The organism is Variovorax sp. WDL1, assembly GCF_001541225.1.
In the GTDB taxonomy this organism is placed as follows: Bacteria; Pseudomonadota; Gammaproteobacteria; order Burkholderiales; family Burkholderiaceae_C; genus Variovorax.
On record NZ_LMTS01000071.1, the window covers coordinates 22,980 to 42,526 of the forward strand.

A 19,547-nucleotide genomic window follows, 5' to 3' on the forward strand; every position below is an offset into this window, starting at 1 on the left:
TCGAACAAGGGGATCGATGTGAATGCCGCGCTGTATAACTGCCCGGACATAGGCATCACCCTGCGGGCAGCTCATGAGAGACCAAGCGCTTCTGGACAAGATCGACCTGCACCTCATCCGGGTGCTTCATACCGTGTTGACAGACCGCAGCGTCTCGCGCGCCGCCATCCGCCTGGGCATGTACCAGCCGGCCGTGTCGGCCGCGCTGAAGCGCCTGCGCGAGCTCTCGGGCGACCCGCTGCTGGTGCGCTCGGGCTCGGGCATGGTGCCCACGGATGCGGGGCTGCGCATGATCGACCCGGCCGCCAGCATCCTGCGGGCGGCGGAGATGCTGTTCTCCGACGCGCGGGGCTTCGATCCGCAGACCGCCCAGACCACCTTCCGCATCGCGGCCTCGGACTACCTGGACCCGCTCTTCCTGCCCATGCTGGTGGCGCAGGTCAAGGCGCAGGCGCCGCTGTGCCGCATCGAGATCCATGCGCTCTCGTCCGACTCGGACTACCACGCGCACCTGTCGCTCGGGCAGGTCGACCTGGTCATCGGCAACTGGCTCAAGCCGCCCGAGGACCTGCACATGGCGCGGCTGTTCGGCGACGAGATCGTCTGCCTGGTCAACCAGGACCATCCGGCCGTGCGCCGCGGCTGGGACCTGGAGAGCTGGCTCGCGGCCGAGCACGTGGCGCCCACGCCGCTGCACCCGGGCGCGCGCGGCATCATCGACCAGATGCTCGACGAGGTGGGCCGCCAGCGCAACATCACGGCGCGCTGCGCGCATTTCGGGCTGATCCCGGACATGGTGGCCTCCAGCCTGCTGGTGCTCACCACCGGGCGGCAGTACTGCGAGCGTTTCGTCGAGCGGCTGCCGGTCGCGATCCTCCCGTGCCCGGTCGAGCTGCCGCGCCTCATGTACTACCAGCTCTGGCATGAGCGCACCCATTCCTCCAGCTCGGCGCGCTGGCTGCGCGAGCGGACCAAATCGGTGGCGGCCTCGCTCCGGCCCGCACCTTCCGCGGCCGGCTCCGGCTAGCCGGCCTCCTTACCGACTCGCGCCCGGCGTCGCGACATCTCCCCAACGCCACGACAGAAAAGACTCGGAGACAAAGCGATGAACCGTACAGAGCAGGTGCTCGGCATGCCCGAGCACGACACGCCGATCATCACCACGCAGGGACAGCAGCCCGCGACCGGCTGGACGGAACGCCTGTTCAAGCTCAGGGAGCACAACACCACGGTGCGCACCGAGATCGTGGCGGGCCTCACCACCTTCCTGACGATGGCCTACATCATCTTCGTCAACCCCTCGATCCTGGGCGACGCGGGGATGCCGAAGGACGCGGTGTTCGTGGCCACCTGCCTGATCGCGGCGCTGGGCACCGGCATCATGGCGCTCTACGCCAACTACCCGATCGCGCTGGCGCCGGGCATGGGGCTCAACGCCTACTTTGCCTACGTGGTGGTGTTGCAGATGGGCTTCACCTGGCAGGCGGCGCTGGGCGCGGTCTTCGTCTCGGGCTGCCTGTTCCTGCTGGTCACGGTGTTCCGGCTGCGCGAGCTGATCATCCGGGGCATCCCGCAGTCCATACGGCTGGCGATCACGGTGGGCATCGGGCTTTTCCTCGCGATCATCGCGCTCAAGAGCGCGGGCATCGTGGCGCCGTCGAAGGCCACCTACATCACGCTCGGCGACCTGCACACGCCGCAGGTGGTCCTGGCGACGCTGGGCTTCTTCACCATCGTGGTGCTCGACCGGCTGAAGGTGCCCGGCGCGATCCTGATCGGCATCCTCGGGGTGACGGTGCTGTCCTTCTTCTTCGCCGGCAACACCTTCCACGGCGTGTTCGCGGCGCCGCCGTCGATCGCCCCCACCTTCCTGCAGCTGGACATCAAGTCGGCGCTGTCGGGCGGCATCCTCAACGTGATCCTGGTGTTCTTCCTGGTCGAGCTGTTCGACGCCACCGGCACTCTCATGGGCGTGGCACGGCGCGCCGGCCTGCTGGTGCCGGGCAAGATGGACCGGCTCAACAAGTCGCTCCTGGCCGATAGCGGCGCGATCTTCGCCGGCTCGCTGCTGGGCACGTCGAGCACCACGGCCTACGTGGAGAGCGCGGCGGGCGTGCAGGCCGGCGGCCGCACCGGGCTCACCGCGCTGACGGTCGCGGTGCTCTTCCTGGCCGCGCTGGCGATCTCGCCGCTGGCCGGCGCCGTGCCGGCTTACGCCACCGCGCCCGCGCTCTTCTTCGTGGCATGCCTCATGCTGAGGGACATTACCGAACTCGATTGGGACGACACGACCGAGGTGATCCCGGCCGCGGTGACCGCCCTGGCCATGCCCTTCACCTATTCGATCGCCAACGGCCTGGCCTTCGGCTTCATCACCTATGCGGTGCTCAAGCTGTTCACCGGGCGCGCCAGGCAGGTGCACTGGATGGTGTGGCTGATCGGCGGCGTGTTCCTCTTCAAGTTCATCTACATAGGCGGGCACTGAACGGCAGAAAATAACGCGGTCGCCCCCAAGGCGACGCAGGGCGATCCAGAAACCCAGAGGCCAGGCATAGGCATGACAATCCACAGACTCCAGCTTTCGAACATCACCAAGCGCTATCCCTCGGTCGTCGCCAACAGCGACGTATCGCTTGCGGTTGCGGCGGGCGAGACCCATGCCGTGCTCGGCGAGAACGGCGCCGGCAAGTCCACGCTGATGAAGATCATCTACGGCTCGGTCAAACCCGACGAGGGCAGCGTGATGTTCAACGGCCAGCCCGTCAGCGTGCGCAACCCGCAGGAGGCGAGGGCGCTGGGCATCAGCATGGTGTTCCAGCACTTCAGCCTGTTCGACACCCTGACCGTCGCCGAGAACGTCTGGCTCGGGCTCGACAAGAGCCTCACCCTGGCCGAGGTCACGCGCCGCATCACGGCCAAGGCAAGCGAGTACGGGCTCGACATCGACCCGTCACGGCCGGTCCATACGCTGTCGGTCGGCGAAATGCAGCGGGTCGAGATCATCCGCGCGCTGCTGACCGATCCCAAGCTGCTGATCCTCGACGAGCCGACGTCGGTCTTGACGCCGCAGGCCGTGCAGAAGCTCTTCGTGGTGCTGAAGAAGCTGTCTGCCGACGGCTGCAGCATCCTCTACATCAGCCACAAGCTGCACGAGATTCGCGAGCTGTGCACCGCCTGCACGGTGTTGCGCGGGGGCAAGGTGACGGGCGTGTGCGACCCGCGCCAGGAGAGCAACGAATCGCTGTCACGCCTGATGATCGGTGCGGAACCACCGCCCTTGCAGCACCGGCCGGTGCATGCAGGGGCCGTGGCTCTGCGGGTCCAGGCCCTGACGCTGCCGCGAGAGGACCAGTTCGGCGTCGACCTCGACGGCGTTTCGCTCGAGGTGCGCGCCGGCGAGGTGGTGGGCATCGCGGGCGTGTCGGGCAACGGCCAGAAGGAGCTCCTGTACGCGCTCTCCGGCGAGGACACGCGCGCCCAGGCCGGAATGATCGAGGTCTTCGGCCAGCCGGCCGGGCACTTCCGTCCGCGCCGGCGGCGCGCGCTGGGCCTGCACTTCGTGCCCGAGGAGCGGCTGGGCCGCGGCGCGGTGCCGACGCTGAGCCTGGCGCACAACATGCTGCTCACGCGCAGCAACGCGGTGGGGAAGGGGGGCTGGATCCGCACCGGCGCGCTGCATCAGCATGCGGGGCGGATCATCGAGCGCTTCAAGGTCAAGGCCGGCGGGCCGGGCGCGGCGGCGCGCTCGCTCTCGGGCGGCAACCTGCAGAAGTTCATCGTCGGCCGCGAGATCGACGCCGACCCGAAGATCTTCGTGGTCTCCCAGCCCACCTGGGGCGTGGACGTCGGCGCGGCGGCACTGATCCGCGGCGAGATCCTGGCCCTGCGCGACGCCGGCTGCGCCGTGCTGGTGGTGAGCGAGGAGCTGGACGAGCTGTTCGACATCAGCGACCGGCTGCACGTGATCGCCAAGGGCCGGCTCTCGCCCTCCGTCGATCGCGCCGCCGCCACGGTGCCGCAGATCGGCGAGTGGATGAGCGGCCTTTGGAGCGCCCCGCCCCAGGCGACGAAGAAAGAGGAGGTGGCCCATGCTTAAGCTCGAACCCCGTCCGCAGCTCTCGCGCTTCTGGAGCTACGGCTCGCCGATCCTGGCGTTGCTGATCACGGTGCTGATCGGCATGGCGCTGTTCTCGGCACTGGGGAAGGACCCGGTCAAGGGGCTCGCGGTCTTTTTCTGGGAGGCCATCAAGAGCGGGTATGCGCTGGGCGAGCTGATGGTCAAGGCAACGCCGCTGCTCATCATCGCGCTCGGCCTGGCCGTGTGCTTCCGCTCCAACGTGTGGAACATCGGCGCCGAGGGCCAGTTCGTCTTCGGCGCCATCGCGGCCGGCGGCGTGGCCTTGATGGCCGACAAGACCACCGGCTCGTGGATCGTGGCCGCGATCCTGGTGGCCGGCATCCTGGGCGGCATGGTGTGGGCCGGCATCGTCGCATTCCTTCGCGACAGGTTCAACGCCAACGAGATCCTCGTGAGCCTGATGCTGGTGTACGTGGCGACGCTGCTGCTGGGCTACATGGTCTACGGCCCGTGGAAGGACCCGATGGGCTACAACTTCCCGCAGACCAAGACCTTCGAGGCGGTGACGCAGATCCCGCGGCTCATGAAGGGCTCGCGCGTGAGCATCGGACTCGTCATCGCGCTGCTGGGCGCGGCGGCGCTGTGGGTGTTCCTGTTCCGCACGCGGGCCGGCTTCGCACAGCAGGTCGGCGGGCTGGCGCCGGCGGCGGCGCGCTACGCGGGCTTCTCGGCGCGGCGGGCGATCTGGATCGCGCTGCTCACTTCGGGCGGCGCGGCCGGGCTGGCGGGTGCGCTGGAAGTGGCAGGCCCGATCGGGCAGCTCACGCCCTACGTGCCGGCCGGTTACGGCTTCGCGGCCATCATCGTGGCCTTTGTCGGCCGGCTGCATCCGGTGGGCATGATCTTCTCGGCCATCTTGATGAGCATGTTCTACATCGGCGGCGAGCTGGCGCAGTCGCGCCTGGGGCTGCCCAAGTCGCTGACCGGCGTGTTCCAGGGGCTGCTGCTGTTCACGCTGCTGGCCTGCGACACGCTGATCGCCTACCGCATCCGGCGCAAGTCGGCACCCAAGCCGGTGGCCGCGCCTGCAGGCACCTCGTCGCTGCAGGCGAGCACGCCGCTGACGGCGCCTGTCACTGTCCAGGCTACGGAAGGAGCAATTTAATGAACCCCCACGCTCATCAGTTCGTGTATTGGCTGCCCCCCGAGGGGGCCGATGCCTCCCTTGGGGCGGCCCGGCGGGAGGCATGATGGAAAGCTACGCACTCCTCCTGGGCTCCACGCTCAGCGCCGGCACCGTGCTCGCGATCGCGGCGCTGGGCCTGCTGATCAACGAGAAGGCCGGCATCGTCAATCTCGGCGCCGAGGGCATGATGCTGTGCGCCGCCATTGCCGGATTCGCCACCGTCGTGACCACCCGCAACCCCTGGCTGGGCTTCGCGGCCGGCATGGCGGCAGGCGCGTTGCTGGCGGCCGTCTTCGGTGTCCTGGTGATCTGGCTCAACACCAACCAGTATGCGACCGGCCTGGCACTGAGCCTCTTCGGCGTCGGCTTCTCGGCCTTCGCGGGCATCAACTTCGTGCAGGCCAAGCTGCCCGAGAGCACCAGCTACGCGCTGCCGCTGCTGGGGGACATCCCGCTGGTCGGGCCGGCGTTGTTCCGGCATCACCCGATGGTGTATTTCGCGGTGCTGCTGACCATCGGGCTGATCTGGTTCCTGTACCGCACGCGCGCCGGGCTGGTGCTGCGCTCGGTGGGCGAGTCGCCGGAGTCCTCGCATGCGCTGGGCTACCCGGTGCGGCGCATCCGCTTCATGGCGGTGATCGCGGGCGGCGCGCTGTGCGGGCTGGCTGGCGCGTATCTCTCGACCGTCTACACGCCGCTGTGGGTCGAGGGCATGGTGGCCGGCCGCGGCTGGATCGCGCTGGCGCTCACCACCTTCGCGACATGGCGGCCGGTGCGCGTGCTGCTGGGCGCCTATCTGTTCGGCGGGGTCTCGATGCTGGGCTTCCACCTGCAGAGCACGGGCGTCGACGTGCCCAGCCAGTTCCTCAGCATGCTGCAGTACATCGCCCCGATCGTGGTGCTGGCGCTGATCTCGCGCAACCCCGCCTTCATCCGCATCAACATGCCGGCTTCCATCGGGAAACCCTTCTACCCCGGCTCATAATCGCGTTGACAATTGTTTCCGACAAACATCCTTCGAGGATTCCCCCAATGAACGATATGAACAAACGTCTCCTGCTCAAGATGGCTGCCCTGACTGCGGTGGCCTCCGCCGCGCTCATCGGCTGCGGCAAGAAGGAAGAAGCGCCGGCGCCGGCCCCCGCTGCACCGGCGCCCGCGCCGAGCGCCGCGGCGCCCGCGCCCGCCGCACCGCTGAACGTCGCGTTCGCGTATGTGGGCCCGGTGGGCGACGGCGGCTGGTCCTTTGCGCACGACAACGCGCGCAAGGCCATCGAGAAGGAATTCGGCGGCAAGATCAAGACCACCTTCGTCGAGAGCGTGCCCGAGTCGGCCGATGCCGAGCGCGTGTTCCGCGACATGGTGGGCCAGGGCAACAAGCTGATCTTCGGCACCACCTTCGGCTACATGGAGCCGATGCTCAAGGTCGCCAACGACAACAAGGAAGTCAAGTTCGAGCATGCCACTGGCTACAAGACGGCCGAGAACATGCGCACCTACGACAGCCGCACCTACGAGGGCGCGTACATGGCCGGCATCATTGCGGGCTCGATGACCAAGAGCAACACGCTGGGCGTGGTCGGCTCGGTGCCGATCCCCGAGGTGCTGCGCAACATCAACTCCTTCACGATGGGTGCGCAGTCGGTCAACCCGAAGATCACCACCAAGGTGGTATGGGTCAACGAGTGGTTCAGCCCGCCGAAGGAGACCGAGGCTGCGACGGCGCTGATCAACGGCGGTGCCGACGTACTGTTCCAGAACACCGATTCGCCGGCCGTGCTCAAGACCGCGCAGGAAAAGGGCAAGCGCGCCTTCGGATGGGACTCGGACATGACGGCCTACGGCCCCAAGGCCCACCTGGCTTCGGCCATCATCAACTGGACGCCGTACTACACCAAGGCGGTGCAGGATGCGCTGGACGGCAAGTGGGCCACCGGCCAGACGTGGTGGGGCGTGAAGGAAGGCGCGATCGACATCGTCTCCATCGCCGAGGACGTGCCGGCCGAGGCCAAGGCCAAGGTCGAAGAGGTCAAGAAGGGCCTGAAGGACGGCAGCTTCTCGATCTGGAAGGGCCCCATCGTCGGGCAGGACGGCAAGGAGCTCGTGGCTGCCGGCGCCGCCGCCGACGACAAGTTCCTGTCGGGAGTGAACTTCTACGTCAAGGGCGTGGAAGGCAAGGTCCCCGGCGGCGACAAGAAGTAGACATGGCCCCCCGGCCCGGCGGCGTCCGGCCCGGATTTCGCCTGGAAGGGTTGCCGCAGCGGCAACCCTTTTTGCATTTCCGTTCCCCACGATGATCGAAAGAGAACTCTGGCATCCGGTCGCACTGGCCGGAGAGATCGCGCAGGCGCCCTTCGCGGTGCAACTGCTGGGCGAAAGCCTGGTGCTGTGGCGCGACGCCGCGGGCGCCGTGCAGGCCTGGGCCGACCGCTGCCCGCATCGCGGCGCACAGCTCTCGCTCGGGCGCGTCTGCGACGGCGGCGCCACGCTCGAATGCCCGTACCACGGCTGGCGATTCGCCAGCGGCGGACGCAGCGTCTACGTGCCGGCGCTGCCGGACTTCGTGCCGCCCGCCACGCATCGCGCCACCGTCCACGCGGCGCAGGAGGCCTATGGCCTGGTGTGGGTTCGGCTGGAAGGCGAGGGCGGCGAGCTGCCGGCCTTCCCGGCCGAACACGATGCGCGCCTGCGCAAGCTCGACTGCGGCCCCTACGAGGTCCAGACCAGCGCGCCGCGGCTGGTCGAGAACTTCCTGGACATGGCGCACTTCGGCTTCGTCCATGAAGGCTGGCTGGGCGCGCGCGAAATGACGGTCATCGGAGACTACCGCGTCGAGGCCACGCCCCGAGGCCTGCTCGCCACCGGCTGCAAGGCCTGGCAGCCGCAGTCGACCATCAACTCCACCGCGCCCGCGCTGGTCGAATACCGCTACGAGGTCACGGCGCCCTATGCCGCGGTGCTGACCAAGGTGCCCGAGGCGGCGAGCGTGGGCATCGAGGGCTACCAGGAGTCGATCGCGCTTTTCATCTGCCCGATGGAGCCTGAGCGCTGCCGCGTCTGGTTCCGCTTCGCCACGGCCGATTTCGAGCGCGACGACGCGCAGTTGCGCGCCTTCCAGGACACCATCTTCCTGCAGGACAAGCCCGTGCTCGAATCGCAGCGCCCGCGCAGCCTGCCGCTGGACCTGCACGCCGAGCTGCATACTGCGGCCGACAAGGCTTCCTCCTTCTACCGCCGGCACCTGAGGGCGCGCGGCATCACATTCGGAGTCTGCTGACCATGACGACCCCCGCACTTCCGCCCATCCCCGCCGACCGCCTCCCCGCGCTGCTGCGCGCCATGCCGAAGGCCGAGCTGCACATGCACATCGAAGGCTCGCTGGAGCCCGAGCTGATCTTCGCGCTGGCGCAACGCAACGGCGTGGCCCTTCCCTATGCCAGCGTGGAGGAGCTGCGCCGCGCCTATGCCTTCACCAATCTCCAGAGCTTCCTCGATATCTACTACGCCGGTGCCAGCGTGCTGCTGAAGGAGCAGGACTTCCACGACATGGCCTGGGCCTACCTCGAGCGCGCCGCCGCCGACAACGTGGTCCACACCGAGATGTTCTTCGACCCGCAGACGCACACCGCGCGCGGCGTCGCGATGCAGACGGTGATCGACGGCCTGCACCGCGCCTGCGTCGACGCGAAGGCGAAGCTGGGCGTGAGCGCCGCGCTGATCCTGTGCTTCCTGCGGCACCTGAGCGAGGAGGAGGCCTTCGCCACGCTGGAGCAGGCGCTGCCGTTTCGAGACAAGATCGTCGGCATCGGCCTCGATTCCAGCGAGGTCGGCCACCCGCCCGAGAAGTTCGCGCGCGTGTTCGCGCGCTGCCGCGAGCTGGGCTTTCACCTGGTCGCCCATGCGGGCGAAGAGGGGCCGCCTGCCTACGTGTGGAGCGCGCTCGACGTGCTGAAGGTCGAGCGGGTCGACCATGGCGTGCAGAGCACCAAGGACCCGGCGCTGATGAAGCGTCTGGCGCAGGACCGCATCCCGCTGACCGTCTGTCCGCTGTCCAACCTCAAGCTCTGCGTCTTTCCTGACCTGGCACGGCACAACCTCGGCCAACTGCTCGATGCCGGCCTGGTCGCTACGGTGAACTCGGACGACCCGGCCTACTTCGGCGGCTACATGAACGAAAACTTCGTCCAGACCTTCGCGGCAACCGGCTTGACGGCACAGCATGCGTGGCAGCTGGCGGCGAACAGCTTCGAGGGCAGCTTCGTCGATGCGCAGACCAAGGCAGGCTGGATGGCCCGGTTGAACGAGAGCTTTGCGCAGTTCGGCAAGGCGTGAGAAGGTGTGAACGCGCTGAGCCCGCGTTCAAAGTTACCCCATAAAGATGGATCTTGTTGGGAACTGAAGTCCTGCACCAGGCACCTTGAACCGCCCGCAGGAGCCGGCATTCAGGACACAGTACGCCGAACTGAAGGAACGCGCCGCCTCGGCTGACATTCTGCTTGCGGGAACGCCAGGCACTTTGGTCATGCGACAGGGGACAGGCTGGCCGAGCCTCGAGCGCCTCGGTACAGCGTGTATTTCTGCCGCTGCGGCAGTTCGCAGTCGAAGAGCAGCCGCTACGGCCTGCGTGCGCGCCCGGTGCGGATGGCTTCCTTGCGCGCCTTCTGCACTTCCTTCAGCTGCGCCAGCTGGCTCGGGCAGTCGGCATTGGTCGCCACCAGCACGAAGGGGCTGCGCCGCAGCGCCTCGACCGATTTCTCGACGTCGGCCGGCATCCGGTTCTTGTTGACCAGCCCGGCTGCCACTGCCGCCCTGGAGTCCTTGAAGAAGCCTTTCTCGAAGGCTGGCGTGCCACAGCGTGCCGCGATCACGCGGTAGTCGGCTTCCTGCTGCTCCGCGGCATGGGGCGCCGCCGGCTGTCGTGCCGTCTGGGCCTCGACCGGCATGGAGATACCGATGACGGACGCCGATAGAAATGCTCCCAATTCAACACGCGCTTTCATGAGGACCTGCCGCTTCACGAACGCTGAAGGGTTCGTCATCGGCATGGTACTGCCGCATCGAGGCAGTTGCATCGCACCGGCGTGAAGTAGTGCCGGGAGCAGCCACGGAGTTGCGGATTCGCATCGGTGCGGTGGCGTCCGCGCCACGCACACGCTTTTCAGCTTGACCGGGGGCAAAGGCCTGGACTCCGTGCATCCCATCCGTGGCCGGTGTGCCCGTCTGGCTTATGCTGCCCGGTCCACCATGTCGATGAAATCGGGTTTCAGCAACCTCCGCATCAGCTTGAACACGCGCCTGAGCGCCGGCGTGGCGGCGGTGGTGCTGGCCGCGACGTTCGCGATCGCCACCGTTGCCTTGCACCTTGCCAAGGCCAGCATGCAGGGATCGATCGCGAACGAGGAGTTCGCGCGGGTGACGGCCATCGCCGATGCGGTCGACCAGAAGTTCGTCGGCCGGCGGACCTTGCTGAAGGCCCTCGCCGAGAGCGTGCAGTCGCACGATGGCCCGAACGCCGCGCCGCTGCAGCACCTGCTGGAGAAGCACCAGTCGCTGCGCGAGGCCTTCGACAACGTCGCGTTCATCGACATCGACGGCGAGATCGTCGCCAACCTCAACGGGGCGCAGAACATCGGACGCGCGAACGTCAAGGACCGCTCCTATTTCGCGGACACGCTCTCCGCCGGCGCCGGTGTGATCTCGGCGCCTTACCGCAACCGGATCAACGGCCTGGCACAGGTCGCCATCACGCAGCCGGTTCGGGACGCCGCCGGCCAGGTGCGCCTGGTGATCTCCGGCTCCATCAACCTGAAGGAGCGCAACATCCTGGGCGACCTGGCCGAGGTCAAGTTCGGCAAGACGGGCCACCTGTTCATTCTCTCCAAGGACGGCACCTTGATCGATCATCCACGTCCGGAGCTGGTGCTGGATCGAGCCGGCGCCGGCGGTGCCGGCAAGACCGAAATCCAGCGCGCGATCGCCGGGTTCGAGGGCGCGACCGAGGGGCTGGACCAGGACGGGGCGCGTGCCCTGTACGCCTTCAAGCGCATCCGCCAGGCCGACTGGATCCTGGGTGCCGTGTACCCGCAGAAGGAGGCCTTCGCGCACATCGATGCCATCGAGCGCGTGGCCTGGGGCGGGGCGATCGTGCTGGCCATGCTGGCTGGCGCGGCCGCGCTGGCCGTGGTGCGGAGTCAGCTGCAGCCGCTTTCGCAGTTGCACCGGCGCATGCTCGATGCGCAGGCCGCGCCAGCGGAGGCCACCGCGCCCCGCAACTATGCCCGCGACGAGATCGGCGACCTCTGGCGGACCTTCGACGAGCTCATGCAGCAGCGGCGAGCCAGCGAAAAATTCCTGCGGGATATCACGGACAACCTGCCGGCGATGGTGTGGCATGCGGATGCGCAAGGCCGCTACACCTTCGTCAACGCCCGCCTGTGCGAGAAGCTGGGCCGCAGCGCGGCCGATCTCCTGGGCAAGCCCATGCGGGACGCGCGCGGTGCCGACTACAGCGTGATCCCGGAGCGCTATCTTCGGCGGGCGCTGGCCGGCGAGCCCGTGACCTTCGAACGCCGGGGCTCCATCAGGCAGGGCGAGGAGCCCCGCTTCTTCCAGACCGAGCTCATCCCCGACCGGGACCGGACGGGCACGGTCCGCGGCTACTACGCGATGACCTCCGACGTGACGGAGCGCAAGCGCATCGAGCTGAGCCTCGCGCACAGCGAGGCGCAGATCCGCATCATCGCCGACAACATTCCGGCGCTGGTCTCGCACGTGGACGCCTCGCTGCGCTACACCTTCGTCAATGCCAAGGTCAAGGCGCTGCACAAGTCCGACGCGTTCGTGGGCCTGCCGATGTCGCAGGTGCGCGGCCCGTCGGATTTCGCGGTCGTCGAGCCTTACTATCGGCGCGCGCTCGCCGGGGAGACAGTGATCGTCGAGAAGGCCGGCGATGCGGCGCTCGGGATCGGTGGCCGGACCTACAAGGCCCACTACATCCCCGACCAGGACGATGTCGGCATGGTTCAAGGCGTGTTCTCCATGACCTTCGACATCACCGACGAGGTGAACGTCCGCAAGGCCCTGGGCGAGCAGGAGAAGCGGCTGCGCGACGTCACCGACAGCATTCCGGCGCTGGTGGGGTATTTCGATCGCAATGAGAACTGCCTCTACGGCAACAGCCGGGCACGGCAGATGGCGGGCCTGGGCGATGGGCCGCTCGACGGCGTGACCTTGCGCGCCGCGGTGGGAGAGGCGGTGTACGCGCAGCACCTGCCCTTTCTTCCGACCGTGCTGGCGGGAGAGGCCGCACGCTTCCCGGTCGAGGCGCCGCTGCACGGCAAGAACGGCTACTTCCAGGTGAACCTGATTCCGGACAAGGACCTTCAGGGACGCGTGCTGGGCTTCTACGTCATGACCTTCAACATCACCGCGTTGAAGGAGGCGGAGATGCTGCTGGCCGAGAGCGAGATGCGCCTGCGCACCATCACGGACAACCTGCCGGCGCTCATCACCTACATCGACCGGGAGCAGAAGATCACCTTCGCGAACGGCACCTACCGGGAGTGGCTGGGGCTCGATCCCGCCAAGCTGGTGGGACACCATATCCGTGACGTCGCGGGACCCGAGCTGTACGAATCGCGCAGGGCAACTATCGAGAGGGCACTCGCGGGGGAGCGCGTCGAGTTCGAGGCGGCCACCCGGCGGGGGGATTTCGATCGCGTCACACACGTCATCTACGTGCCGGACATCGGGCCCGACGGGGCGACCCATGGCATCTTCTCGCTCAGCCTGGACATCACCGAGCTCAAGGCGGTGGAGCGCAAGCTGATCGAACTGGCGCGGGTGGACACGCTCACCGGCCTGCCGAACCGCCTGGCCTTCAACGAGCTGCTCCCGGCGGCGATCGCACGCGCCACGCGCGCGCAAAGCGCGCTCGCCCTGATGTTCCTCGACATCGACCATTTCAAGTCCATCAACGACACGCTCGGCCATGCAATGGGCGACGAAGTGCTGGCCGAGTTTGCCCGGCGCCTGCAGGCCAGCGTCAGAAGCACCGACACCGTGGTCCGGCTGGCCGGCGACGAGTTCGTGATCGTGCTCGAGAACCTCGACCGGCCGGAGGCGGCCTCGACGGTGGCCAGGAAAGTCATCACATGCGTCAACGCAGCCGCCTTCCAGCTCGATGGCCGAAGCCTTGACGTCACCACCAGCATCGGCGTCGCCTTCCATCTGCCCGCCGGCTCCACCGTCACGACGGCGGAACTGCTGGCCCGCGCGGACGCTGCGCTCTACCGCGCCAAGGCGGCGGGGCGCAATACTTTCGTACTCGCTGCGGACTGAGTTTTTTCATGGCCGCGAAGGGTGCGCCCGTGCGCCGTGCGCAGCTGTGCTGAAATCGTGCCGGGGGACCTCGGAATCCCCCAGGCAAAACTGAACAAGAGGTCAAAGCCATGTCGTCTGCGGAAGTCATCACACCGGATCAGTTGTTGAAGGAGCTCGAGGCCCAGAGCCGCATGCCGATCATGCGCATCGGCCAGGCGCTGGTCTCGCTCGGCATGGTCACGGAGAAGCAACTGGAGGCCGCGCTGGCGCAGCAGCAACTCGATCGCAACGTGCCGCTTGGCGAGACGCTGGTGCGCATGGGCGTGGTCAACCGCTCCCAGCTGCAGGTTGCGCTGGTGCGCAAGATGGGCTACCCGCTGGTCGACCTCCAGCGCTTCACGGCCGCGGCCGAGGCCTTGCGCAAGATCGGTCACGGCGTCGCGCGGCGCCTGCAGGTCATGCCGCTGATGATCCACGAAGGCCGCCTCGTGCTCGCGCTCGACGACCCTGCCAGCCGGCACGCCGCCATCGACGAGGTCGAGTTCATTGCGCAGATGAAGGTGGTGCCGGTGATCGGCCAGTGCCGCGATCTGGACGCAGTGCTGCAGAAGGCCTACGAGAAGATCGGCGCCCAGGCCGAAGGGCGTGCAGGCGCGGCCGACCCGATGAGCATCGACTTCGACCTGGCGGGCACCAGCGAACTGCTGGAGACCCTCGAGAAGGAGGTTCGCCCACCGGTCGACGACGACTCCCCGATCGAGCAGTCGGACAACTCGCTGGTGCGCATGATCAACAGCATGATCCTGGAGGCGCACCGCGAGGGCGTGTCGGACATCCACATCGAGAGCTATCCCGGGCGCGAGAAGACGCGCATCCGCTTTCGCCGGGACGGCAGGCTCTACACCTACCTCGAGCTCCCGCCCAGCTACCGCAACGCGATCGTCGCGCGCGTGAAGATCATGTGCGACCTCGACATCAGCGAAAAGCGCAAGCCGCAGGACGGCAAGATCAATTTCGCCAAGTTCTCGCCCCAGCACCCCATCGAGCTGCGCGTCGCGACCGTCCCGACCACCGGCGGCCTGGAAGACGTGGTGATGCGCCTGCTGGTGTCGGCGAAACCCCTCGCCCTCGATGCGCTGGGGTTGTCGCAGCGCAACCTGGCGCGGCTCACCGAGGCTGTCGAGCGCCCCTACGGCATGGTGCTGTGCGTCGGGCCGACCGGGTCGGGCAAGACCACCACGCTGCACTCCGCGCTCATGCACATCAACACGCCCGAGCGCAAGATCTGGACCGCGGAAGACCCGATCGAGATCACCCAGCCGGGGCTGCGGCAGGTGCAGGTCAATCCCCGCATCGACTGGACCTTCGCCAAGGCGCTGCGGGCCTTCGTGCGCGCCGATCCGGACGTGATCATGGTCGGCGAGATCCGCGACGAGGAGACCGCGAAGATGGCCATCGAGGCCTCGCTGACGGGGCACCTCGTGCTGTCCACCCTGCACACCAACAGCGCCCCCGAGACCGTGACGCGGCTGCTCGACATGGGCATGGACCCCTTCAATTTCGCGGACTCGCTGCTGGCGGTGCTGGCACAGCGGCTGGTGCGCCGCCTCTGCACGCACTGCATCAGCAGCCGTCCCCTGACGGCGGAGGAGATCGATGAGCTGGTGTCCGACTACCTCCATGCCTTCGCGGCGAAGGCCTCGCAGGCCGATCGGGAGGCGGTGGTCGCTTCCTGGCAGCGCCGCCATGCCAGCGACGGGCGCCTCATGAGCTTCTCGAGCGCCGGCTGCAAGCACTGCAAGGACACCGGGTTCAGCGGCCGCGTCGGCATCCACGAGCTGATGACGATGTCCAAGGGACTGCGCCGCCTGGTGCAGGCCGGCGCCCGCGCGGAAGAGCTGCAGCAGGCGGCGTTGCGCGAGGGCATGCGCACCCTGCGCCAGGACGGCATCGCCAAGGTGCTGTCCGGCCAGACCACGATCGACGAGGTGCGCGCGACCAGCAACGCCTGAGCCGGTACGGGCCCCTTCTCAATCGGCTCGGGGCCGGGTTAGGCGGCGTCCCATGCCACGGCGGGCAGTGCGGCGATGGCGGGCCTGGCGAACAGGAAGCCCTGGAAGAGATCCACGCCCAGCGCGCGCAGCGCACGGACTTCTTCCGAGGCCTCCACCCCTTCCGCGATCACGCGGATCTGGAGCTCGTCGCAGGTCGCCACGAAGCCTTTCACGATGGCGATGCGGACCGGGTCCAGGTGGATGTCGCGGACCAGGCTCATGTCGATCTTCACGACGTCGGGCTGGAAGGCCGCGAGCAGCTCGAAGCTCGCATAGGCGGCGCCGAAATCGTCGATCGCTGAGGTGAACCCGTAGCGCTTGAAGGTGCGGAAGGTGGCGGCGAGGCCGGGCAGGTCATCGACGCGCTCGCCTTCGGTGATCTCGAACATCAGGCGCTGGATCGGGAAGTTGCAGCGCCCGGCGGTGGCCATGGCGGTGCGGAAGCAGGCCTCCTGGCCGGCGACGTCGTTGGGCATGACGTTGAGGCTCAGCCTGGACTCCATGCCCAGCGCGGCCGCGAGCTCGATGGCCTTCACGCGGCAGGCCTCGTGGAACGCAAAGCGGTCTTGCGGGCCCACGCGGGCGAGCACCTCGGAAGCGCCTTCACCGGAAATGCCGCGCACCAATGCCTCGTGCGCGAAGATTTCCCGCTGCGCGAGATCGACGATGGGCTGGAAGGCCATCGTGAAGACCGAGTCATCGCCCGGGAAAGCGGCGTCGGCTCTGATCGGGGCAGTCACTGGAAATGATCCTCGCGGGCGGTGGTTGAGCAGGTGCCCCGGGGCAGGCGCAGGGCGTGGGTGCAGATTCCTGCACGCCCGCATTGTGCGCGTGCCCGGACGCCGGCGCGCGGCTTCGGCGCCACAAAGCGGCCGCGCAGCGACACGAAGTCACGGCCCTCCGCGTCGCCTAAAATGCTGCCCCCGGCGCTGCTGCCCCGCAGCGCCGATCCTTTGTTCGGGGCCATGTAGAGGAACACCATGTACAAAAACCTCGCCGCCGCGCTCGCGGCCGCCTGTCTTTTCATTTCGCCTTCTTTTTCGCAATCCGACGCCCGGGCCGATCCGCTCAAGATCGGCTTCGTGTATGTCGCACCCGTCACCGATGCCGGCTGGGTGCGGCAGCACGAGGAGGGCCGCAAGTCCGTCGAGGCGGCGCTCGGCGGCCAGGTCAAGACCACTTATGTCGAGAACGTGCCGGAGGGCTCCGATGCCGAGCGCGTGATTCGCGATCTCGCGCAGCAGGGCCACAAGCTGATCTTCACGCCCAGCTTCGGCTACATGGAGCCCACCCTCAAGGTGGCGCGCGACTTCCCCGACGTGAAGTTCGAGTCCATCACAGGCTACAAGCCCGCATCCAACGTCGCCACCGCGAACGCCCGCTACTACCAGGGCCGCTACCTGGCGGGCGTGGCGGCGGGTCGCATGAGCAAGACCCATGTCGCGGGCTACGTCGCGGGCTTTCCGATTCCCGAGGTGCTGCAGGGCATCAATGCCTTCACGCTGGGCATGCGCTCGGTCGATCCGAAGGCGCGGGTCAAGGTCGTGTGGCTGGACGCCTGGTTCGATCCGCCGAGGGAGCGCGACGCCGCGATGACGCTGTTCAACCAGGACGTGGACGTGATCGCCTTCCACACCGGCTCTACCGCCGTGATGGCCGCGGCGCAGGAGCGGGGCAAGCTGGCTGTGGCCTACCACTCCGACATGCGCAAGGTCGCGCCCGATGCGCAGATCGTCGCCGTCACCCACGAGTGGGGCGGCTACTACACCCGGCGCGCGAAGGCGGTGCTCGACGGCACCTGGAAGCCGGTCAGCATCTGGGGCGGTGTGAAGGAAGGAATGATCCGCGTCGGCGATTTCGGCACAAAGGTGCCCAAGGCCGTGCAGGAAGAGGTGCTGGCACGGCAGCAGGACATCGCGAGCGGCAAGCTGCAGGTCTTCCGCGCGGCCCAGGATGTGCGCGACAACGAGGGCAGGGTCGTCATCGCCAAGGGCACGGGGCTGCGCGACGACCAGATCCTCATGATGAACTGGCTGGTCGAGGGCGTCGAGGGGCGAGTCGCACGCTGACGCCGACGTGCCGTCTCAGTGCACGAAGCCGCGCTCGCGGTGGAAGTACGCAGCCTCGGGGTCGAGCTTCTTCACCTGCACCGCCGGCGCGCCGGCATAGACCGCGTATGGCTCGCCGTGCGCCTTGTTGAGCACCGACCCCGCTCCCAGCATCGAACGGTCGGGCAGGGCGGCGCCGCCCAGCACCGTCACCCGCGTGCCCACCAGGCAGTAGGCGCCGATGCGGATGGGCTTGCAGTCCTGCCGGTTCTCCTGCACGTTGATGCCGTGGGTGATCAGCTGGGAGTGGTAGCCCGCGACGGTGGTGAAGGCGCCGATGTCGACGCGGTCGGTGCAGTCGATGATGTGCTGCTTGGTGACGGCCGCATGCTCGCCCAGCGAAAGCGTCGGGTCGCGGTCGGTGCGATGCCTGAAATGGGCGCCGGCGGGCGGGTGGCCGGTGATCCAGTTCGAGCGGTCGATGACCGAGTGCGCGCCGCACTCGAGCCGGCCCAGGTGGATTGCGACGTTGAAGTGGCCGATGTACGCCCCTTCGCCCATCACCAGGTGGCCCGGGAAGACATAGGAGAGCCCGATGCGCGCGCCGTCGGCGATCTCGTAGCCCCAGAAGCGGCGCAGCACCGCGCGCTTCAGTGTCCAGGGCAGGAACACCACCAGGAGGCCCAGCAGCCGCTTCACCGGGCGGCCTTCCGTTCGTCGAGCACGCGGCGGTAGGTCGCCACGTAGTTCGAGGCCATGCGCTGCGCCGAGTAGTGCGCGGCGTTCTCGATGCCCAGCCGGCGCATCTCGGCAAAGCGCGGTGCTGCGTTCTCGATGGCGGCGGCCATGGCGTCGGCGTCGTCGGGGTCCACGTAGACCGCGCCTTCGCCGCCGATCTCGTTCATCGGCGCCAGGTCGGAGGTGAAGACCGGGCAGCCGCAGGCCTGGGCCTCGATGACCGGCCAGCCGAAGCCTTCCTGCAGCGAAGGGAAGAGCAGGGCGGTCGCGCTGGCGTAGAGCGCGCGCAACTCCTCGTGCGAGACGCCTTGCACGGTCTTGACCTGGTCGGCCACGCCGTGCTTGCAAGCCAGCTCGGCCATCTCGGGCACCAGTTCCGGGCCGATGAACAGCAGTTGCTCCACCGGCGCGGGCCGGCCGCTCGCCGCCGCGCGCTCGCGCAGCGCGATGAAGGTCTCCAACACTTTGCGGCGGTTCTTGCGCGCCAGGTCCCAGCCGACATGGACCAGGAACTTGTCCCCGGCCGAGATACCGAAGCGCCGGATCAGGCCCTGGGCCTCTTCGGGCGGCACCGGCCGGAAATCGTCGTTGAGCCCGTTGAGCACCACGGTGACCCGCGCTTCCTCGGCCAGTCCCAGCGCCAGCAGCTCGCGCCGGGTCAGGTGCGAGACGCAAGCCACCAGGTCGGCCGTGCGCAGCCCCTTGGCAATGAGCCGCTGGAACAGCCGGCCCGTCCAGCCCACGTTCCAGCCATCGACCATGCCCTTGGCGGCCTGCACCGCGATGACGTCGTGGCAGGTGATGACGTTGGGCTTGGACTTCACCCAGGGGATGTACATGCCGTTGGAGTGGTCCGCGACGTGCACGACATCGGCCCAGCGCAGGTGGCGCGAGAGAGTGGGGATGAAGAGGATGAACTTGTCCACGTATCCCAGCCACTTCCACAGCCGCGAGGAGGTGGGCACCCGCAGCACGCGCCGCGGCGGCGTCAGAACGCGCAGCTCGCAGCCGTTGCGGGGAAGTTCGCGTTCAAGGATGCGCTTGAAGGCCAGCATGCTGGTCTGGCCGTCGGGGACGTAGTTCCCGATGAGGAGCACTTTCATGTTGGACATGCGCGGCGG

General features: G+C 67.8%; 16 protein-coding genes. 11 read left to right on the forward strand and 5 right to left on the reverse strand.

Annotation, left to right across the window (positions count from 1 at the left end):
* Window positions 1–73 precede the first annotated feature (73 nt).
* The 8 genes from APY03_RS09805 to APY03_RS09840 all read left to right on the forward strand — a co-directional run bounded on the left by APY03_RS09805 (window position 74) and on the right by APY03_RS09840 (window position 9,596).
* Window positions 74–1,027: a LysR family transcriptional regulator gene (locus tag APY03_RS09805; protein WP_068676270.1), complete on the forward strand. Its 954-nt coding sequence runs from the start codon at window positions 74–76 to the stop codon at window positions 1,025–1,027.
* 105 nt (window positions 1,028–1,132) lie between these two features.
* Window positions 1,133–2,485, forward strand: a complete 1,353-nt coding sequence (locus tag APY03_RS09810; RefSeq protein WP_068676337.1) for an NCS2 family permease — start codon at window positions 1,133–1,135, stop codon at window positions 2,483–2,485.
* 72 nt (window positions 2,486–2,557) lie between these two features.
* Window positions 2,558–4,096 (forward strand): ABC transporter ATP-binding protein, encoded by a 1,539-nt coding sequence (locus APY03_RS09815; protein ID WP_068676272.1) that lies wholly within the window; start codon window positions 2,558–2,560, stop codon window positions 4,094–4,096.
* Window positions 4,089–5,243 (forward strand): ABC transporter permease, encoded by a 1,155-nt coding sequence (locus tag APY03_RS09820; RefSeq protein WP_068676274.1) that lies wholly within the window; start codon window positions 4,089–4,091, stop codon window positions 5,241–5,243. The genes APY03_RS09815 and APY03_RS09820 overlap by 8 nt, the downstream gene beginning before the upstream one ends.
* 85 nt (window positions 5,244–5,328) lie before the next feature.
* Window positions 5,329–6,249, forward strand: a complete 921-nt coding sequence (locus APY03_RS09825) for an ABC transporter permease (protein WP_068676339.1) — start codon at window positions 5,329–5,331, stop codon at window positions 6,247–6,249.
* Between the two features lie 47 nt (window positions 6,250–6,296).
* Window positions 6,297–7,466, forward strand: coding sequence for a BMP family ABC transporter substrate-binding protein (locus APY03_RS09830; protein ID WP_068676276.1), 1,170 nt, complete (start codon window positions 6,297–6,299; stop codon window positions 7,464–7,466).
* 91 nt (window positions 7,467–7,557) lie between these two features.
* Window positions 7,558–8,541 carry an aromatic ring-hydroxylating oxygenase subunit alpha gene (locus APY03_RS09835; RefSeq protein ID WP_068676278.1) on the forward strand — a complete coding sequence of 328 codons (984 nt, stop codon included), beginning with the start codon at window positions 7,558–7,560 and terminating at the stop codon, window positions 8,539–8,541.
* 2 nt (window positions 8,542–8,543) lie between these two features.
* Window positions 8,544–9,596 (forward strand): adenosine deaminase, encoded by a 1,053-nt coding sequence (locus APY03_RS09840; RefSeq protein ID WP_068676280.1) that lies wholly within the window; start codon window positions 8,544–8,546, stop codon window positions 9,594–9,596.
* Window positions 9,597–9,877: 281 nt separating this feature from the next.
* Here APY03_RS09840 and APY03_RS09845 read toward each other — a convergent pair whose 3' ends face one another.
* Entirely contained in the window at window positions 9,878–10,264 is a 387-nt protein-coding gene (locus tag APY03_RS09845) for a hypothetical protein (protein ID WP_146039688.1), read from the reverse strand.
* Between the two features lie 244 nt (window positions 10,265–10,508).
* Here APY03_RS09845 and APY03_RS09850 point away from each other — a divergent pair, with 244 nt between their 5' ends.
* Both APY03_RS09850 and APY03_RS09855 read left to right on the forward strand, forming a co-directional pair.
* Window positions 10,509–13,604 (forward strand): sensor domain-containing diguanylate cyclase, encoded by a 3,096-nt coding sequence (locus APY03_RS09850; protein WP_232324215.1) that lies wholly within the window; start codon window positions 10,509–10,511, stop codon window positions 13,602–13,604.
* 110 nt (window positions 13,605–13,714) lie between these two features.
* Window positions 13,715–15,598: a GspE/PulE family protein gene (locus tag APY03_RS09855; RefSeq protein WP_068676284.1), complete on the forward strand. Its 1,884-nt coding sequence runs from the start codon at window positions 13,715–13,717 to the stop codon at window positions 15,596–15,598.
* A gap of 38 nt (window positions 15,599–15,636) precedes the next feature.
* Here the strand turns inward: APY03_RS09855 and APY03_RS09860 are convergent, their stop codons facing one another.
* Together APY03_RS09860 and APY03_RS09865 are read right to left on the reverse strand one after the other, a co-directional pair.
* The gene (locus tag APY03_RS09860; protein WP_232081266.1) at window positions 15,637–16,380 is read right to left on the reverse strand and encodes an EAL domain-containing protein; all 744 of its coding nucleotides are present in this window, start codon (window positions 16,378–16,380) and stop codon (window positions 15,637–15,639) included.
* The gene (locus tag APY03_RS09865; RefSeq protein WP_068676286.1) at window positions 16,377–16,622 is read right to left on the reverse strand and encodes a hypothetical protein; all 246 of its coding nucleotides are present in this window, start codon (window positions 16,620–16,622) and stop codon (window positions 16,377–16,379) included. Before APY03_RS09865 ends, APY03_RS09860 begins: the two co-directional genes overlap by 4 nt.
* Between APY03_RS09865 and APY03_RS09870 the strand changes: the two genes are divergently transcribed.
* Window positions 16,621–17,709, forward strand: a complete 1,089-nt coding sequence (locus tag APY03_RS09870) for a BMP family ABC transporter substrate-binding protein (RefSeq protein ID WP_068676288.1) — start codon at window positions 16,621–16,623, stop codon at window positions 17,707–17,709. The two genes, APY03_RS09865 and APY03_RS09870, sit on opposite strands and share 2 nt — an antisense overlap.
* Window positions 17,710–17,724: 15 nt before the next feature.
* Here the strand turns inward: APY03_RS09870 and APY03_RS09875 are convergent, their stop codons facing one another.
* Window positions 17,725–18,387, reverse strand: a complete 663-nt coding sequence (locus tag APY03_RS09875; protein WP_068676290.1) for an acyltransferase — start codon at window positions 18,385–18,387, stop codon at window positions 17,725–17,727.
* Window positions 18,384–19,538: a glycosyltransferase family 4 protein gene (locus APY03_RS09880; protein ID WP_083944251.1), complete on the reverse strand. Its 1,155-nt coding sequence runs from the start codon at window positions 19,536–19,538 to the stop codon at window positions 18,384–18,386. The genes APY03_RS09875 and APY03_RS09880 overlap by 4 nt, the downstream gene beginning before the upstream one ends.
* Between the last annotated feature and the right edge of the window lie 9 nt (window positions 19,539–19,547).

What these genes read in the sequence shown, in the direction of transcription:
- APY03_RS09805 (WP_068676270.1), top strand. Translation starts at nt 74, where the DNA reads ATGAGAGACCAAGCGCTTCTGGACAAGATCGACCTGCACCTCATCCGG.
- APY03_RS09810 (WP_068676337.1), top strand. Translation starts at nt 1,133, where the DNA reads ATGCCCGAGCACGACACGCCGATCATCACCACGCAGGGACAGCAGCCC.
- APY03_RS09815 (WP_068676272.1), top strand. Translation starts at nt 2,558, where the DNA reads ATGACAATCCACAGACTCCAGCTTTCGAACATCACCAAGCGCTATCCC.
- APY03_RS09820 (WP_068676274.1), top strand. Translation starts at nt 4,089, where the DNA reads ATGCTTAAGCTCGAACCCCGTCCGCAGCTCTCGCGCTTCTGGAGCTAC.
- APY03_RS09825 (WP_068676339.1), top strand. Translation starts at nt 5,329, where the DNA reads ATGGAAAGCTACGCACTCCTCCTGGGCTCCACGCTCAGCGCCGGCACC.
- APY03_RS09830 (WP_068676276.1), top strand. Translation starts at nt 6,297, where the DNA reads ATGAACGATATGAACAAACGTCTCCTGCTCAAGATGGCTGCCCTGACT.
- APY03_RS09835 (WP_068676278.1), top strand. Translation starts at nt 7,558, where the DNA reads ATGATCGAAAGAGAACTCTGGCATCCGGTCGCACTGGCCGGAGAGATC.
- APY03_RS09840 (WP_068676280.1), top strand. Translation starts at nt 8,544, where the DNA reads ATGACGACCCCCGCACTTCCGCCCATCCCCGCCGACCGCCTCCCCGCG.
- APY03_RS09845 (WP_146039688.1), bottom strand. Translation starts at nt 10,264, where the DNA reads ATGAAAGCGCGTGTTGAATTGGGAGCATTTCTATCGGCGTCCGTCATC.
- APY03_RS09850 (WP_232324215.1), top strand. Translation starts at nt 10,509, where the DNA reads ATGTCGATGAAATCGGGTTTCAGCAACCTCCGCATCAGCTTGAACACG.
- APY03_RS09855 (WP_068676284.1), top strand. Translation starts at nt 13,715, where the DNA reads ATGTCGTCTGCGGAAGTCATCACACCGGATCAGTTGTTGAAGGAGCTC.
- APY03_RS09870 (WP_068676288.1), top strand. Translation starts at nt 16,621, where the DNA reads ATGTACAAAAACCTCGCCGCCGCGCTCGCGGCCGCCTGTCTTTTCATT.
- APY03_RS09865 (WP_068676286.1), bottom strand. Translation starts at nt 16,622, where the DNA reads ATGGTGTTCCTCTACATGGCCCCGAACAAAGGATCGGCGCTGCGGGGC.
- APY03_RS09880 (WP_083944251.1), bottom strand. Translation starts at nt 19,538, where the DNA reads ATGTCCAACATGAAAGTGCTCCTCATCGGGAACTACGTCCCCGACGGC.